Annotated in this window: 14 protein-coding genes; 6 read left to right on the top strand and 8 right to left on the bottom strand. The window is 63.7% G+C overall.

Translation table 11 applies throughout. The features are described from left to right. Positions 1-132: 132 nt before the first annotated feature. The 3 genes from ACTIFE_RS18515 (at position 133) to dusA (ending at position 2,652) form a co-directional block, all read left to right on the top strand. The gene (locus tag ACTIFE_RS18515; protein ID WP_439530618.1) at positions 133-798 is read left to right on the top strand and encodes a TetR/AcrR family transcriptional regulator; all 666 of its coding nucleotides are present in this window, start codon (positions 133-135) and stop codon (positions 796-798) included. A gap of 133 nt (positions 799-931) precedes the next feature. Continuing rightward, complete coding sequence (locus tag ACTIFE_RS18510; RefSeq protein WP_439530617.1) at positions 932-1,426, top strand: hypothetical protein; 495 nt, start codon at positions 932-934, stop codon at positions 1,424-1,426. A gap of 200 nt (positions 1,427-1,626) precedes the next feature. Then, positions 1,627-2,652 carry a tRNA dihydrouridine(20/20a) synthase DusA gene (gene dusA / locus ACTIFE_RS18505; RefSeq protein ID WP_439530616.1) on the top strand — a complete coding sequence of 342 codons (1,026 nt, stop codon included), beginning with the start codon at positions 1,627-1,629 and terminating at the stop codon, positions 2,650-2,652. 8 nt (positions 2,653-2,660) lie between these two features. On the opposite strand, the gene ACTIFE_RS18500 is transcribed toward dusA, so the two are convergent. Beyond that, positions 2,661-4,214: a sensor histidine kinase gene (locus ACTIFE_RS18500; protein ID WP_439530615.1), complete on the bottom strand. Its 1,554-nt coding sequence runs from the start codon at positions 4,212-4,214 to the stop codon at positions 2,661-2,663. Between the two features lie 139 nt (positions 4,215-4,353). Between ACTIFE_RS18500 and ACTIFE_RS18495 the strand changes: the two genes are divergently transcribed. Then, a complete protein-coding gene (locus ACTIFE_RS18495; protein ID WP_439530614.1) occupies positions 4,354-5,019 on the top strand; it encodes a uracil-DNA glycosylase family protein in 666 nt (221 codons plus the stop codon). A gap of 150 nt (positions 5,020-5,169) precedes the next feature. Beyond that, positions 5,170-5,655, top strand: a complete 486-nt coding sequence (locus tag ACTIFE_RS18490) for an Lrp/AsnC family transcriptional regulator (protein ID WP_439530613.1) — start codon at positions 5,170-5,172, stop codon at positions 5,653-5,655. Between the two features lie 175 nt (positions 5,656-5,830). Here the strand turns inward: ACTIFE_RS18490 and ACTIFE_RS18485 are convergent, their stop codons facing one another. From ACTIFE_RS18485 to ACTIFE_RS18460, 6 genes are all read right to left on the bottom strand, one after another. Next, positions 5,831-6,712, bottom strand: coding sequence for an NAD(P)-dependent oxidoreductase (locus tag ACTIFE_RS18485; RefSeq protein WP_439530612.1), 882 nt, complete (start codon positions 6,710-6,712; stop codon positions 5,831-5,833). Between the two features lie 52 nt (positions 6,713-6,764). Beyond that, positions 6,765-7,589 carry an ABC transporter permease gene (locus ACTIFE_RS18480; protein WP_439530611.1) on the bottom strand — a complete coding sequence of 275 codons (825 nt, stop codon included), beginning with the start codon at positions 7,587-7,589 and terminating at the stop codon, positions 6,765-6,767. Then, positions 7,586-8,299 carry an ABC transporter permease gene (locus tag ACTIFE_RS18475; protein WP_439530610.1) on the bottom strand — a complete coding sequence of 238 codons (714 nt, stop codon included), beginning with the start codon at positions 8,297-8,299 and terminating at the stop codon, positions 7,586-7,588. The genes ACTIFE_RS18480 and ACTIFE_RS18475 overlap by 4 nt, the downstream gene beginning before the upstream one ends. A gap of 136 nt (positions 8,300-8,435) precedes the next feature. Beyond that, positions 8,436-9,215, bottom strand: a complete 780-nt coding sequence (locus ACTIFE_RS18470) for an ABC transporter substrate-binding protein (RefSeq protein ID WP_439530609.1) — start codon at positions 9,213-9,215, stop codon at positions 8,436-8,438. 433 nt (positions 9,216-9,648) lie between these two features. Further along, the gene (locus tag ACTIFE_RS18465; protein ID WP_439530608.1) at positions 9,649-10,773 is read right to left on the bottom strand and encodes a DUF4214 domain-containing protein; all 1,125 of its coding nucleotides are present in this window, start codon (positions 10,771-10,773) and stop codon (positions 9,649-9,651) included. A 52-nt stretch (positions 10,774-10,825) separates the two neighbouring features. Further along, entirely contained in the window at positions 10,826-11,728 is a 903-nt protein-coding gene (locus tag ACTIFE_RS18460) for a LysR substrate-binding domain-containing protein (protein WP_439530607.1), read from the bottom strand. A gap of 131 nt (positions 11,729-11,859) precedes the next feature. Here ACTIFE_RS18460 and ACTIFE_RS18455 point away from each other — a divergent pair, with 131 nt between their 5' ends. Then, positions 11,860-12,900, top strand: coding sequence for an MBL fold metallo-hydrolase (locus ACTIFE_RS18455; RefSeq protein ID WP_439530606.1), 1,041 nt, complete (start codon positions 11,860-11,862; stop codon positions 12,898-12,900). Positions 12,901-12,910: 10 nt separating this feature from the next. Here ACTIFE_RS18455 and mobA read toward each other — a convergent pair whose 3' ends face one another. Next, positions 12,911-14,797 (bottom strand): molybdenum cofactor guanylyltransferase MobA, encoded by a 1,887-nt coding sequence (mobA, locus tag ACTIFE_RS18450; RefSeq protein ID WP_439530605.1) that lies wholly within the window; start codon positions 14,795-14,797, stop codon positions 12,911-12,913. Between the last annotated feature and the right edge of the window lie 80 nt (positions 14,798-14,877).

The following is a 14,877-nucleotide window of genomic DNA, read 5'->3' as shown; positions in this document are numbered from 1 at the left end:
ACCCCTTCTCCGGCTTCGTGAAATACCGGGCAAGTGCCCCGGTCGGCGCATGCCTCCGCGCGGCCGGGGCTCCACCCCAATCTGCAAAAGGACAAGTTCAAGATGTCCAGCAACACAAATCAGGCCTGCAAGATGAACAAGCTCGATCTCAAGGGTGCCTTGACCCGGCAAAGAATCCTGGACGGCGCACGTGAAGTGTTTTTCCTCAACGGCTATGCGGGAGCCAGCATCGACCAGATAATATCCCAGGCGGGTGTTTCGAAGGGCTCGCTGTACCACCATTTCGCCCGCAAGGACGCTTTGTTCAGGTCTCTGGTCTCGGCGGAAGCGGAAAGAATCGTCCGGACCTTGCCGGATATCGACCTTGATAATCCGGATCCGGCGTCAGTCTTGCGTCAGACCGGAATGGCCATGCTCGAAAGCCTGAACAATTCAGCGACCGTCGCCACATTGCGACTGATCATCGGCGCGCTCAGCCGGTTTCCGAACCTCGGTGAAGAGTTCCTGCGAGAGAGTCTGGGACAGACCCGGCAACAACTGGCCACCTATCTCGATACCCGCAAGGACGAGTGTGAGGTTGAAATCGGAAACTGTCATGCCGCGGCCGAGGAGTTTACCAGGCAGTGCCTCATGCATGTGACCGAACGCATTCTGGTGCCGAACCAGGCGCATCCGACCGAAGCGGAGTGCATTTCCCAGATCAATGACGTTGTCCGCAACGCCATCGTCAGACGGCGGAATGTCGAAAGCAATTACATGAGAGCGGGCTCGCTTCCCAACCATGGCTGGCAACCATGATGTCTGGATGGTTCTCTCTTCTCATCGTGGTGTCGATCGCAGGTTTCACCATATACCTGGCGTTCTTCGGATTACTGAGCACTTGAACTCTTTACAGGCGGAAAGGCGGGGGATTTTCCGTTGGAGCAACAACATGGACTTCAATCCGCAATGGATTACCCTGGTGATGGCTTCGACCGCGATGATCGCATCGATCGCCAGCCCATTCGTGAACACCCGCGTTGCCAGGACACAGTTCAAAGCCAACGTGCTTTCGGTCAACCGGCAAAAATGGGTTGAGGCGATGCGGGACCTCGTGGCGAGTCTCAACTCCCAGTTCCTGATGGCGGCCGCGGTGCGCCAAACCCTGCAAGAGCCGCCGGGCAAGGTGATTGTCCGCGATCCCGAATTGCTGGTCCGGGTTGAGAACCTGTTGCGGACAGTGTGCAAGATCGAACTCATGCTCAACCCGATGGTACGTGACCACCAAATGCTCAACAACCTGATGAAGGAAGCGGTGGACCAGCTTCGCGCACCACTTTCGCAGGAAAGCGTTGAGGAGCGGATCGAGGGAATCATCCGCGAAATTGCTCGCGTCTCGAAAGCGATCCTCAATCGGGAATGCATCCTGGTCGATCGCGGAGAATAGCCTTTTCCAATGGCTCCGGCCGACGAGGGATTGCGAGAACAGGGAAGGGGAGGTCTTTCCCCTCCCATCGATTTGGTGCACGGCTTTCTGATATGGCACATTGTGCCAAAGACGAAATCGGCAGGAATGGAACAAAATAGGGCAAGCACTTGAAATATAACCATAACAATAATCGAGTTCAAACGGTGGATTTTTGTTAAGTGACTGAAAAATATGTTAAATTCGCAATTGCGCCCATGATGGACTGGACGGATCGGCATTGCCGTATGTTCCACCGGCAGTTTTCGGCCCGTGCGCTGCTCTACACCGAGATGGTGACGACTGGCGCGGTGATCCATGGCGACCGGGACAAGCTCCTGGGCTTCAGCGCCGGCGAGCATCCGGTGGCCTGCCAGCTGGGCGGGTCGGATCCGCAGGATCTGGCAGAGGCCGCAAAGATTGCCGAGGACCGGGGCTATGACGAGATCAACCTGAATGTCGGCTGCCCGTCCGACCGGGTGCAGTCGGGACGGTTCGGCGCCTGCCTGATGCTGGAGCCGGAACTGGTGGCTGAGGGCGTCGCTGCGATGAAGGCGGCGGTGCGCGTGCCTGTCACCGTCAAGTGCCGCATCGGCGTCGATGAGCAGGATCCGGAGGAAGCGCTGGACCGGCTGGCGGACCGGGTGGCGGATGCCGGCGTCGATGCCCTGTGGGTGCATGCGCGCAAGGCCTGGCTGCAGGGGCTGAGCCCCAAGGAAAACCGCGATATTCCGCCGCTCGATTATGGCCGGGTGCACCGGCTGAAGGCGCGGTTGCCGGGCCTGTTCATCGGCATCAACGGCGGCATCGCGACGCTGGACGAGGCGATTGCCGTGATGCAGGGGCTGGACGGGGTGATGCTGGGCCGGGCGGCCTATCACGATCCGGCGCTGATGGGCGCTGTCGACCGGCGGATCTACGGCGAGACGACGGCGGACGTGAGCCCGCGGGCGGCGATCGAGGCCTATGTTCCGTATATCGAGTCGGAACTGGCGAAAGGCGTGCGGCTGGCCCATATCACCCGGCATATGCTGGGCGCCTTCTCCGCCGTGCCGGGCGCACGGCTGTTCCGGCGGATCCTGACGGTCGAGGGCGTCAAGCCGGGTGCCGGGATCGAGGTGCTGCTGCAGGCGCTGGCGGCAATGGACGAGGCGGCTGCAAGATCGGCCGAACTGGCTGCCGGGCGACTGGCAGGGGACGCTGCCTGACCGGGGTGTCAGGACGCCTTGCGGCGCAGGGACATCTTGCGCGCCGGAAGGGTGTAGATCTCGTCCGGATAGGCCGGAAGAACGGTCAGTACCCGGGCCGCAGGCAGGCTGACGATGACTTCAGTGCCTTCGCGCAGGCGTGACTTCAGCTCGAACGTGCCGCCATGCTGCGACACCAGGGCCTGGACGATGGACAGGCCAAGCCCGGTGCCGGGCTCGGCGCTCTTGATCGCCATCGAGCCCTGACCGAAGGCCTGCAGCACGATCGGAATTTCCTCTTCCGGGATGCCGGGGCCATTGTCCTTGATCGAGACATACTGACCGCCGTCGGCCGTCGAGCCGATGCGGATCAGCACCTCGCCGTTGGAAGGGGTGAACTTGACTGCATTGGACAGGAGGTTGAGGATCACCTGGCGGATGGCACGCTCGTCAGCCCAAATGCGGGCCAGGCCTTCCTCATGGCTCTCGCGGATGGCGATGCCCTTGGCCTTTGCACGCACCTGCATCATCGACTGGCAGTCCTCGACGATCTCCATCAGGCCGACGGCTTCCTCGTTCAGCTCGTACTTGCCGGCCTCGATGCGGGAGAGGTCAAGGATCTCGTTGATGAGATTGAGCAGATGCTGCCCGGAGCCGTGGATGTCGCCGGCATAACCCCGATAGATCTTGTGGCCCATCGGCCCCATGACCTCGTCCTTCATGATCTCGGAGAAGCCGAGAATGGCGTTGAGCGGCGTACGCAGCTCGTGGCTCATGGTGGCAAGGAAACGGGATTTGGCAAGGTTTGCCTCTTCCGCCCGGCGGCGGGATTCATCTGAAACCGCATTGGCCTGCTCCAACTCGGCGATCAGGTGATCCTTCTCGGCCCGGTAGGCGAGCATGGTGAGCGATGCGTTGAGGAGCTGGTTGCCGAGGACGAGAAAGAAGCCTTGCGCCCCCACCGCCATCGCCGCCATGGCATAATGCAGCGGGGCATGGCGCTGCATCAGCGTGGTGGCAATGGCCAGCGTCAGCGGCAAGGTGCAGGCGAGAAGCGCGCGGGGCAGGGTGGAGGACTGCATCGTCGACATGGCGATGACGATGAGCATGGTGGCGAACTGGAACACCTCGAACCCCTCCGTCGTTGCTGACGAGGCGGGCAGGAGGAAGAACGAGGCCCAGCACAGGCCATAGAGAAAGTCGCCGATGGTGAACTGGCGCCGCCAGGGGTGGCTGGTCCGCTCGTTGACCGGAAGCTTCTCGAAGCGGCGGCAGGTCGTGACCGTCAGCATCCAGATGCTGAAGGTGAACAAGAGCCACGCCCCGACCAGGACCGGCTCCATCCAGATGAAGGAGATGCTGGCGATGATGATCAGGAACATCGGTACCGCAAGCGCAGCGCTGGTGCGCGCCTTGGCGAACAGCATCAGCAGCTCAGTGTCGAAATCCGGCTGCGCGCCCTCATGCGTGGACAGACGTTCGCGCACGCTGCGCACGGTCCGCGCCACCTCCCGCCGGCGCTGGGCGCGCTCGCGGTTGATGGCCGTCCTGTCGTCGCCTTTGGTGCGCGGCTCCTGGCCCATGCCACTTTCCGACCTTACGGTTTTGACTTGCTTGACGGAATGAATCCCGTTCGAGTGTTCTCGCTCATCAACTCTTAAGAAGCGGCTCAAGGACTTGGTTAACAAAGGGAAAAGCCCGGTTGAAGATGCTGAGGCCGCAATGGGGCAGGGGGCGGATCCCTTGGTTGAGGTTGTCGGTCAAGGTGCCCTGACAGGACTGGCCGAGCTGGCAAATGCCTGCCGGGTCTGCGTTGAAACCCCATTGGGCAAAGAGCTGCCGCATGCGCCGAGACCCGTGGCACGGCTGTCGGACACGGCGCGTCTGCTGATTGCCGGGCAGGCGCCCGGTACCCGCGTTCATGCCTCCGGCCTGCCCTTCACCGATCCGTCCGGTGACCGGCTGCGCGACTGGATGGGGATCGAAGCTGCCACGTTTTACGACCCGGCCCGCGTCGCCATCCTGCCGATGGGCCTGTGCTTTCCCGGGCTCGATGCAAAGGGCGGCGATCTGCCGCCGCGCCGGGAATGCCGGATGACCTGGCACGACCCGATCATGGCCGCGATGCCGCAGGTCGAACTGGTGCTGGCCATCGGGCAATATGCCCAGGCCTATCATCTGGGACCGCTGCGCCGTGCGGGATTGACGCAGACGGTTGCGGACTGGCGGAAGATCGTGGCAGAGACGGCGGCGCGGGGCGGGCCTGTCGTGCTGCCCTTGCCGCATCCGTCCTGGCGCAACAATGCCTGGCTGAAGCGGCATCCCTGGTTCGAGGCCGAACTGCTGCCGTTTCTCAAGATGGCGGTGTCCGCCCGGCTCGCCGGCTGATGCGCAAAGTGGTTTCGGTTGACCGGGGTGTTTATCCGCTGCCGCAGAAGGGGTTGGCGTGGATAGGGTCTTGCAGGAAACAGAATTCTAAGGCTTCTGTGGTGCCCTGATTGCAGACCCATCTACTGCCGATCCGCGAAGAGACCTGCCATGATTGACCGTATCGACCGGCGCATCCTGTCCATCCTGCAAGAGGACTGCACTATTCCCGTGGCCGAGATCGGCCGCCGGGTCGGTCTGTCGACGACACCGTGCTGGCGCCGCATCCAGAAGATGGAGGAGGACGGGGTCATCACCGGCCGCGTGGCGCTGCTGGATCCGGTGAAGGTCAATGTCAATGTGACGGCCTTCGTGGCCATCACCACCAACCAGCACACGGAAGACTGGCTGCGGAAATTTGCCGACGTGATCCGCGAGTTCCCCGAGGTGGTGGAGTTCTACCGCATGGCGGGACAGGTCGACTATCTGCTGCGCGTCACCGTGCCGGACATTGCCGCCTATGACGCCTTCTACAAGCGGCTGATCGCCAAGATCGACATCACCGACGTGTCGACGACCTTCGCGATGGAACAGATCAAGTATACGACGGAGCTGCCGCTGGGATATATCCCGGTGGAAAAGCCGCGCTCGGAGTGAGGGCGCAAGACTAGCCTCCTCGTCGCTCCTGCGAAGGCAGGAGCCCAGTAAACGCGGCGATAATTGAATGGGTGACCTCCGGAACAACTAAGGACTTCCAGTGGTTACTAGGCTCCTGCCTTCGCAGGAGCGACGAAGGGGGGAACTGGTCCCGTCTCCCCCCCAACACCCATCCTCAGGCCTTCTTCACGCCCTCCAACCGCGCGATCAGGCTGGAGGTGTCCCAGCGGTTGCCGCCCATGGCCTGGACGTCGCCGTAGAACTGGTCGACGAGGGCGGTCAGGGGCAGGCGGGCGCCGGTGGCCTTTGCGGTGTCCAGAACGATTCCGAGGTCCTTGCGCATCCAGTCGACGGCAAAGCCGAACTCGAACTTGCCCGCAGCCATGGTCTCCCAGCGGTTTTCCATCTGCCAGGACTGGGCCGCCCCGCCCCGGATGGCGGAGATGACATTGGGAACATCAAGTCCGGCCTGCTTGGCGAAGTGGATGGCTTCGGCGAGCCCCTGGACCACACCGGCGATGCAGATCTGGTTGACCATCTTGGTCAGCTGGCCAGAGCCGACCGGGCCCATCAGGCCAACGAACTTGGCAAAGCACTCAATGACCGGCTTCGCGCGCTCGAATACGTCCGGTTCGCCGCCACACATGACGGTGAGGATGCCCTTCTCGGCACCCGCCTGGCCGCCCGATACCGGCGCGTCGATGAAATGGCAGCCGCGTGCGGCAGCCGCAGTGCCGAGTTCCCGCGCGACTTCGGCCGAGGCCGTGGTGTGATCGACAAAGACCGCGCCGGGCTTGAGGCCATGGAACGCGCCATCCGGTCCGGTGGTCACGGCGCGCAGGTCGTCGTCATTCCCGACGCAGGCGAAGACAAAGTCGCAGCCTTCGGCGGCCTCGTGCGGGGTGGCTGCCGCCTTGCCGCCATGCTCAGTGACCCATTTGTCCGCCTTGGCGCGGGTGCGGTTGTAGACGGTCACGTCGTGGCCGCCGCGCAAGGCGAGATAGCCGGCCATGGGATAGCCCATGACGCCCAAGCCGATGAATGCCACCTTGGCCATGTTCAACTCCGCATGTCTTGAGGGGCCGGGCGCATCTCCCGGCAACAGGAGGTTATTCGCTGCGCACCAGATGCCGGGTCAGCCGCTGTTCCAGCTTTTCCCAGACCTGGCGCAGGGTTTCCACCATGATGAGATAGATCACGGCGGCCCAGATGTAAGCCTGGAAGTCGAAACTGCGCGAATAGGCGCGCCGCGTCTCGCCCATCAGGTCGAAGATGGTGACGATGGCGGCAATCGCCGAGCCCTTCAGCATCAGGATGATTTCGTTGCCATAGGGCCGGAGCGCGGTGATCAACGCCTGCGGCAGGATGATCTTGAAGAAGATCACAGTGCGGCTGAGACCCAGCGCCTGTCCGCCTTCCCACTGGCCAGGTGCCACGTTCAGGACCGCGCCGCGCAGGATCTCCGCCTGGTAAGCGGCGGTGTTGAGGGCGAAGGCCAGCAGCACGCAATACCACGCTTCCCGGAAGAACCACCAGAGGCCAACCGTTTCAAAGGCTTCGCGGAAGGTGCCGACGCCGTAGTAGAACAGGAAGGTCTGCGCCAGCAGCGGCGTGCCACGGAAGAAATAGACATAGCCATAGGCAATGCCCGACAGGATCCGGTTTTTGGAATTGCGCGCCAGGGCGACCGGGACCGACAGCAGGGCACCGGCAATGACGGAGGTGATCACGAGCTGCAGGGTGATCACCAGGCCGCTGAGATATTTCGGCGCATAGTTGGCAACGAACTCGCTGCCGATGTTGTTGCCGAGATACAGCAGCAGGAAGGCGAAGGAGACGATCCATAGCGCCATCAGCACATGGCCGGTGATGCGGGCTGCGGTCCAGGGGCGCGGCGGAACCGGCGGGCGGATCGCAGTGGAACCCGTGGTCATCGTGCGGCCTCCCCACGCTTCGACCAGCGCTCAATGCGGGCAAGGCCGGTGGAGGAGATCATGGCGAGGATGAGATAGATGAGACAGGCCAGACCGTAGAACAGGAAGGGCTCCTTGGTGATGCGCGCGGCAACGCCGGTCTGTCGCACCACATCGGCAAGCCCGATGGTGGAGACGAGCGAGGTTTCCTTGAGCAGGATCAGCCACAGATTGGCCAGCGCCGGCAGCGCCAGGCGGATCAACTGCGGCAGCACCACGTGGCGCATGGTCAGCACCTTGTTGAGGCCAAGCGCCTGGCTGCCCTCATACTGGCCGCGCGGGATGCCGCGAAACGCCGACAGGAACGCCTCGCTGGCGTAGGACGAGAACACCAGCGTCAGCGCGATCATGCCGGCGACGAAGCTGTTGACCTCGATGGTGAAGCCAAGGCCCATCGCCTCGGCAAGGCTCTTCACCGCGATCTGCACGCCGAAATAGACCAGGAACAGGGTTAGAAGCTCGGGCAGGCCACGGAAGATGGTGGTGTAGATGCCCGCCGCCAGCCGCAGCGAGGGTTCGCGCGAGTTCTTGGCAAGGGCGAGCAGGAAACCGGCGACGAGCCCGAAGGGCAGGGTCGCAAGGCCGAGGGACACGGTGACGAGAATGCCGGATGCGATTTCGTCGCCCCAGCCGTCGGGTCCGAAGGAGAGAAGTGTCAGGACCTCGGTCATTGTATGAGCTGGAAGCCATGATCTGGCTGGCGGATCGGATCCGCACAGCGCCGGAAGTGCAACAACCGGTCCTGCCCGTCTTGAAACGGGAGAAACGCCGGCGGGTTGCCCCGCCGGCACCGGTCAGGCGTCAGGATTATTCGCCGCCGTAGACGTCGAAGGCGAAGTACTTGTCCTGCACTTCCTTGTACTTGCCATTGGCGCGAATCGCGGCGATGGCCGTGTTGAACATCTCCTTGAGGTCCTGGTCTTCCTTGCGGATGGCGATGCCGGCGCCTTCGCCGTTGATCACCGGATCGGACGTCAGGGTGCCGAGCAGCTTGCAGCAAGCGCCGTCAGCGGTGGCGAGCCAGTCCGACAGGACAACGACGTCATCGATCACGCCGTCGATGCGGCCGTTGGCGACGTCAAGCTTGTACTCGTCCGGGGTCGGATAGAGCTTCAGCTCGGCCGACTTCAGCTTGGCTTCGGCATAGTTGGAGTGGGTGGTCGAGGACTGGGCGCCAAGGGTCATGCCCTTGAGGGCCGCGTCGGTTGCCTCGGTGATCTTGCTGTCCTTCGGGACGGCAATCGCCGGCGGCGTGTTGTAGTACTTGTTGGTGAAGTCGACCTTCTGCTTGCGCTCTTCGGTGATCGACATGGAGGCGATGATGGCGTCGAACTTGCCGGCCTGCAGTGCCGGGATGATGCCATCCCAGTCAGACGTGACGAATTCGCACTCGACCTTCATCTCTTCGCAAAGGGCTTTGGCGATGTCGATGTCGAAGCCGGTCAGCGAGCCATCGGAGCCAAGCACGTTGAACGGAGGATAGGCGCCTTCGGTGCCGATGCGGACCTTGGACCAGTCCTTGGCGTCAGCACCGCCAAAGGCGGCCAGGGTCATGGCCGCGGCGGCGACCAGAGTGGCGATACGCATGAAGTACTCCCCTCATCAGGGGCAAGGCGGTCGCAGGTTCCTGCTGTCCCTGGCCTTGCCCGGTACGGTTTCATTGTTGTCATGGCAGCGATCCTGTTCGCCGGGACCGCCGGAAAGCCGCGCAGACGGACTTTCAGGTCAATGCCGGCAGCCCCTGTCGGGACTACAGGCTTGGTGACCATATTCCCAACATATCTTGCCGGATTTCAACCACTCATATGAAGAAACAGCATTGTTTGAAGCAATTATCCGGGTGGATTTTCCTCCGGCGCTGTGCATGTGGAATGCCGGTCCGTCCGGACAACTGTACGAAGTGGCTCCGACGCTGCGTCATCTGCAGTCTTCGGGCAGGGGCGGTGGAAATGTGCAGCCGGATCCTGGCGGGCGGCTTCCTTCGGACGGCCGCCCGCTGCGGATCAGATGTCGAGCAAGGTTATCCGAGCCAGATGCCGCCTTCGATGGCGGTGCCGACGAGGGCCTTGTTTTCGGCACTTTCGGAGAAGCCGAAGAGGACGTCTGGGCGTGTCCAGGTCCCGTCGGCGAGGCGCTGCTGCCAGCCGGCAAGGCCGGCAGAATCCGGACCACGACCCAGGACGTTCTGGTACAGCGCGGTGATGAAGGTCGTGTCGGTGGTGTTCTGGCTGTATCGGGCGATGAATTCGGCCGAGCCGATGAAGGCGGCGGACATGTCCTTGATCGTCAGCCCGTTGTCGACGAGGCGGGTGTTGTGGCCAAGGCCGGCGGTGTCCGGCGTGCGGGCAAAGGCGGCCTGGTAGAGGCGGTAGGTCTGGCCGGCGTTGCCATCAAGGTCGAAGGCGAGCGTGCCGTTGCTGAAGGCGAGGCGTTCGATGTTGGTGAAGCTGTCGGTGCCGAGCCCGGTTCCGGTCACGCTGAGCACCGCGCCGGACTTGGTGATCGTGGCCGTGGCGCGGCTGGCGGCGATGATCACCGTGTCGAGACCGGCCAGGCCATCGAACACGTCATTGCCGGCGGTGGCGGTGAAGGTGTCGCGCTGCGGCGTGCCGATGATCGGCGTGGTGGCCGTCACGGGTGTGCCTGAAGTATCGGTCTCGGCGCCGAACCAGACGTGCGCAATTCCCTTGTGAATACCGACGCCAATTGCTTTCCAGGTCAGGGCGGACCAGTCGCTCTTGTTCAGGATCACATTGTTGTGGCCGGGCGAGGCTTTCCAGCCCTGCAGTGCTGCGGTCGGGTCGACATCGAATATTGCAACATTGGTGCCGGAGAAACCGTAGGTGATCTCGTAGCCGTTCCCTGTGTAGCCGGTGCCGACCCGTTCCGGCGCGTCCCACATGTTGCGATAGGTAAAGGCATTGGAACCGTCGTAGGGCGCATCGGACCAGGAATGGCCGGAGTAGGTACCCATGTTGTAGACAGTGTCGAGCGCGTGCCGTCCGGCGGTTGCCGTCAGCGCCTTCGACAAGGGAATGCTGCCAAGCCCATTGTCCTGCCGATAGGCCATGATCAGGTTGTAAAGCTCAAGCTCCTGGGCATCGAGGCTGTCCTCGGACGTATCGGTGTAATAATTGATGGCCATGGAAATCTCCTGCAAGCGCGCAAAGACACCGTAGCGCCGCAGCGGAACCCTGTCACGAAAAGGCGCCTTTTTCAGCTAAAAACGCGCGCAGGGCGTCGACAAACCGTCTGACTTTCAACGGAATGTAGCGGTTCGACGGGTAGACTGCGTGAAACGGGTGGTCGTGGTAGCGCCAGTCGGGCAGGACCTGTTCCAGTTCTCCGGCATCGACGTGGTTCTGCACGATCCAGGTGTTGGAGAGGCAGATGCCGAGGCCGGCCACGGCCGCGAGACGCAGGGCGGAGGAGTTGTTGACGATCATGACCGGGCGGATGCGGACGGAGACGGATTGTCCGTCCGGGCCGGTCAGCGGCACGCTGTCGCCGGTGGCGATGTTGCGGTAGAGCAGATATTCGTGACTGGAGAGCTCGCAAGGGTGGGCCGGACGGCCCCTTGTATCGAGATAGCCTGGGGCCGCGAACAGGGCACGCCGGGCCCGGCCGAGGTTCTTCACGATGAGCCGGTCATCGCGGATCTCGCCAAGCCGGATGGCGAGGTCCAGGCGGTCCCGCATCACATCGACATAGACATCCGACAGATGCACGTCGAGCACGAGGCCGGGATGGTCGTGCTTGAAGCGGATGAGGAACTCGGCAAGCATCGCCTCGGCAAAGCCCACCGGCAGGCTGACGGATAAGGTGCCGGTCATCTGCGCCTCCGCACTCTGGACGGATCGGTCGGCCTCGTCCAGCCGCTCGACGATGTCGCGGGCATAGCTGAGATAGCGCTCGCCGGCATCGGTCAGGCTCAGGCGGCGGGTGGTTCGTGTCAGGAGGCGGCTGCCCAGATGTTCCTCAAGCGCCCGGATCTGCTGGCTGACGCCCGGTTGCGACAGGCCGAGGTGCACGGCTGCGGCTGAAAAGCTGCCAAGGTCGACGGCGCGGACGAAAGCGGTGAGGGCAGCGAGGCGGTCCATGGGGAAGCTCTGAATTCATAAGCCTTGATTTTAATTCCTATAACGCGAACCCCGCTTCAAAACCAAGGGTAATGAATGCAGGTTTAGCCCGACCGGTGCAGTCCGCGCCGCCTTGAAGGAAAGGCTATCCCATGTCTCAACGAGATCCCCACCAGTCCGGCGAAAGCTCCCCCTTGTCCCTGTCGCGCCGCCGTTTGCTCACGGGGGGGCTGGCGGCCGGGTTGACCGGCGGCCTGTTGACGGGCTTGGCTGCCAGTGGCTTTGCCTTTTCCACACTTGCGGCCCAGGCTGCGGCTCCGCTCGCGGGCATAAGCCAGCCGGGTGCCCTGCGTCGGCGGCTTGGCAAGTTCGAAATCACCGCGCTGCTCGACGGGTATCTGGAGCTGGGGCCTGATCTGATCATCGGCTATGACCCGGCGATTGGCGAACCTCTGCGCGCGGCGTCCTTTGCCACGGGGCCGGCAATGCGCGGGCCCGTGAATGCTTTTCTTGTCAATACGGGTGACAAGCTGGTGCTGATTGACGCGGGGACCTCCGACAAGATGGGGCCGACCCTCGGCCATCTGCCCAAGGCTCTGGCGGCGGCTGGTGTGACGCCGGAGCAGATCGATGCGGTGCTGATCACCCACATGCATCCCGATCACATCTACGGTGTGCTGACCCCGGGCGGCCTGCCGATGTTCCCCAACGCCGAACTGCTCCTGCCGGAGGCGGATCATGCGTTCTGGTATGATGATGCCGCACTGAACGCCGCGCCCGAGATGATGAAGGGCTTCTTCCTGGGCGCCCGGCATGCGGCTGACGCCTATGCCAGGCGGCAGACACGGTTCAAGGCAGGCGAGGAAGTGTTGCCCGGCTTCACTGCCCTTGCCATGCCGGGCCATACCCCAGGACACAGCGGCCTGCGGATCGACAGCGATGGACAAAGCCTTCTGATACTGGCCGATGTGGTGCATGTGCCGGCGCTGCAGTTTGCCCGGCCGGAGTGGTCGGTTGCCTTTGATGTCGATCCGGCGCTGGCGGCGGAGACGCGCAACAAGGTGCTCGACATGGCCTCGGCCGATGGCGTGATGGTGGCCGGCATGCATCTCGGCTTCCCGGGCTTCGGCCATGTGGCACGGGACGGCGAGGCGTACCGCTATGTCGCGGCAAGCTGGCCCTATGCCGGCTAAAGCCAGGGGGTCAGTTCACGCCAAGGGCGGCGAAGGACAGGAAGGGGACGGGGGTGCCGGGGGCAACGCCGGTGATGTCCTCGCCCAGTTCGACGAGGCCATCGGCTGCGCGCAGGCTGGAAATGAGGCCTGAGCCGGAACGGGCGTAGAGATCGGCGGTCAGCGTTCCATCTGGTCCGGCAATCAGCCGGGCCCGGTGGAACTCGCGCCGGCCGGTCTTGCGCGAAGGCAGGGAGAAACCGGCCGCCACCATCAACCGGTGCGGCGGCGTGACCGTCGCCCCGGCCCGGCGCAGCAGCAGCGGCCGGGCATAGAGCAGGAACGAGATCATCGCCGCCACCGGATTGCCGGGCAGTCCGATGATCTCGCAGGTGCCGATACGGCCGAGGATCAGCCGCCGCCCCGGCTTGATGGAGAGATCGAGGATCTCGACCTCTCCCAGCGCGGCCAGCACGGCAACAAGATGATCTTCCTCGCCATGGCTGGCACCACCCGAGGTCAGGATGACATCCTGGGCCCCGGCTGCCTCGGCCAGCGCGATCTGCAGCGCGTCGCGCCGGTCGCCGCAGATGCCGAGGTCGGCCACGATTGCCGGATAGGTGTCGAGCAGACCGGCCAGGAGATAGTGGTTGGCGTCAAACAGCGCACCGGGCCGCATCGGGGCGGCGTCCGGATTTTCCTGCGGGCGTAGCAGTTCGTCTCCGGTCGACAGCAGGCCGACGCGGATGCGGCTGCGGGCCGACACGCGGCTGCGGCCAATGGAGGCGAGGGCGGCAATATCCTGCGGCCTCAGCCGGTCGCCGGGCGCAAGCAGCAGATCCCCTTGTTTCAGGTCCTCTCCGGCCCGGCGGCGATTGGCGCCGCGCGCGAGTGACTGGGGAACCCGGACAAAGCGCTTGCCGTCCTGTGTCGTTGCTTCGCAGTCTTCCTGCATGGCAACGGTGTCAGCCCCCTCGGGAATGACGGCGCCGGTGAAGATGCGCGCCGCCGCCCAGGGTGACAGCGGCTGCGTGCCCGGATGGCCGGCAGCGATGCGTGCCTCGAGATGGAAAAACCCTCCCGCCGGATCGAGATCGGCATGGCGGAAGGCGTAGCCGTCGACGGCGGCCGTGTCGGCAAGCGGCACATTGCGCGGTGCGGTCACGGTCTCGGCCAGGATCCGGCCTCGCGCATTGGCAAGCCCGATCTCCTCTGAAGCCGGAACAGGCAGGGGGCGCCGGGCAAGGTGGTCGAGGGCGCCCTCATGGCTGAGACGCTGCGGCCCGGGGCGCAGGCAGTCGTCAACGCCGGGGCTGAAAAAGCCGTTCGCCGTGGCAAGATCGGCGGGGGTGTTGATGTTGAAAAACGGGTCCGGCCCTGCGGTGGTGACTGGAAAGACCACCGAGCGGGCGTTCTTGCCGGCAAGGAAGGCGCGCACGCGGCGATTGCCGGGATCGGCCAGGAAGGTCACGAGGTCTGGCAAGAGATGCAAGGGCCAGAAGGCAACGGCGGGATGCAGGCTGCCGGAACTTTCCGCCATCACCGGAACCTGGCCAGCGTCCGAGGCGGCAAAGAGCCGGGCGGCAAGATCGGTCGGAACGAAAGGGGTATCGGCGGGAACGGTGATGAGGCCGGGGGCAGCCGGATGGACGGCAGCGGCATGGGTCAGTCCGGCCAGGACGCCGGCAAGAGGTCCGGCATATCCCGGCTGCAGGTCGGCAAGGACCGGCAGGCCAAGGCAGGCAAAACGGGCCGGATCGCCATTGGCGTTCAGAACGACATGATCGACCTGCGGCACAAGGCGATCCAGGAGATGCGCCACGACCGGGCGTCCTGCAAGATCGGCAAGGCTCTTGTCGCCGCCACCGAAGCGCGTTCCAAGGCCGCCGGCGAGAATGCATCCGATCAGTCCGTTCACAGTTCCGCTCCCCCTCATGGGCTGCCGACCCGGCTTGGGGCTCTCGGCAAGACCACACGGGGAACAGAACTATCCTTCTC

It is taken from the genome of Pannonibacter sp., assembly GCF_051860505.1.
Taxonomy (GTDB): Bacteria; Pseudomonadota; Alphaproteobacteria; order Rhizobiales; family Stappiaceae; genus Pannonibacter.
The sequence above is the reverse complement of the archived record's forward strand: the minus strand, read 5'-3'. Positions and strand labels throughout refer to the sequence as shown.

Excerpts from the sequence above, each read along its gene's own strand:
- ACTIFE_RS18515 (WP_439530618.1), top strand. The coding sequence starts at position 133 with ATGAACAAGCTCGATCTCAAGGGTGCCTTGACCCGGCAAAGAATCCTG.
- ACTIFE_RS18510 (WP_439530617.1), top strand. The coding sequence starts at position 932 with ATGGACTTCAATCCGCAATGGATTACCCTGGTGATGGCTTCGACCGCG.
- ACTIFE_RS18500 (WP_439530615.1), bottom strand. The coding sequence starts at position 4,214 with ATGGGCCAGGAGCCGCGCACCAAAGGCGACGACAGGACGGCCATCAAC.
- ACTIFE_RS18495 (WP_439530614.1), top strand. The coding sequence starts at position 4,354 with ATGGGGCAGGGGGCGGATCCCTTGGTTGAGGTTGTCGGTCAAGGTGCC.
- ACTIFE_RS18490 (WP_439530613.1), top strand. The coding sequence starts at position 5,170 with ATGATTGACCGTATCGACCGGCGCATCCTGTCCATCCTGCAAGAGGAC.
- ACTIFE_RS18485 (WP_439530612.1), bottom strand. The coding sequence starts at position 6,712 with ATGGCCAAGGTGGCATTCATCGGCTTGGGCGTCATGGGCTATCCCATG.
- ACTIFE_RS18480 (WP_439530611.1), bottom strand. The coding sequence starts at position 7,589 with ATGACCACGGGTTCCACTGCGATCCGCCCGCCGGTTCCGCCGCGCCCC.
- ACTIFE_RS18475 (WP_439530610.1), bottom strand. The coding sequence starts at position 8,299 with ATGACCGAGGTCCTGACACTTCTCTCCTTCGGACCCGACGGCTGGGGC.
- ACTIFE_RS18470 (WP_439530609.1), bottom strand. The coding sequence starts at position 9,215 with ATGCGTATCGCCACTCTGGTCGCCGCCGCGGCCATGACCCTGGCCGCC.
- ACTIFE_RS18465 (WP_439530608.1), bottom strand. The coding sequence starts at position 10,773 with ATGGCCATCAATTATTACACCGATACGTCCGAGGACAGCCTCGATGCC.
- ACTIFE_RS18460 (WP_439530607.1), bottom strand. The coding sequence starts at position 11,728 with ATGGACCGCCTCGCTGCCCTCACCGCTTTCGTCCGCGCCGTCGACCTT.
- ACTIFE_RS18455 (WP_439530606.1), top strand. The coding sequence starts at position 11,860 with ATGTCTCAACGAGATCCCCACCAGTCCGGCGAAAGCTCCCCCTTGTCC.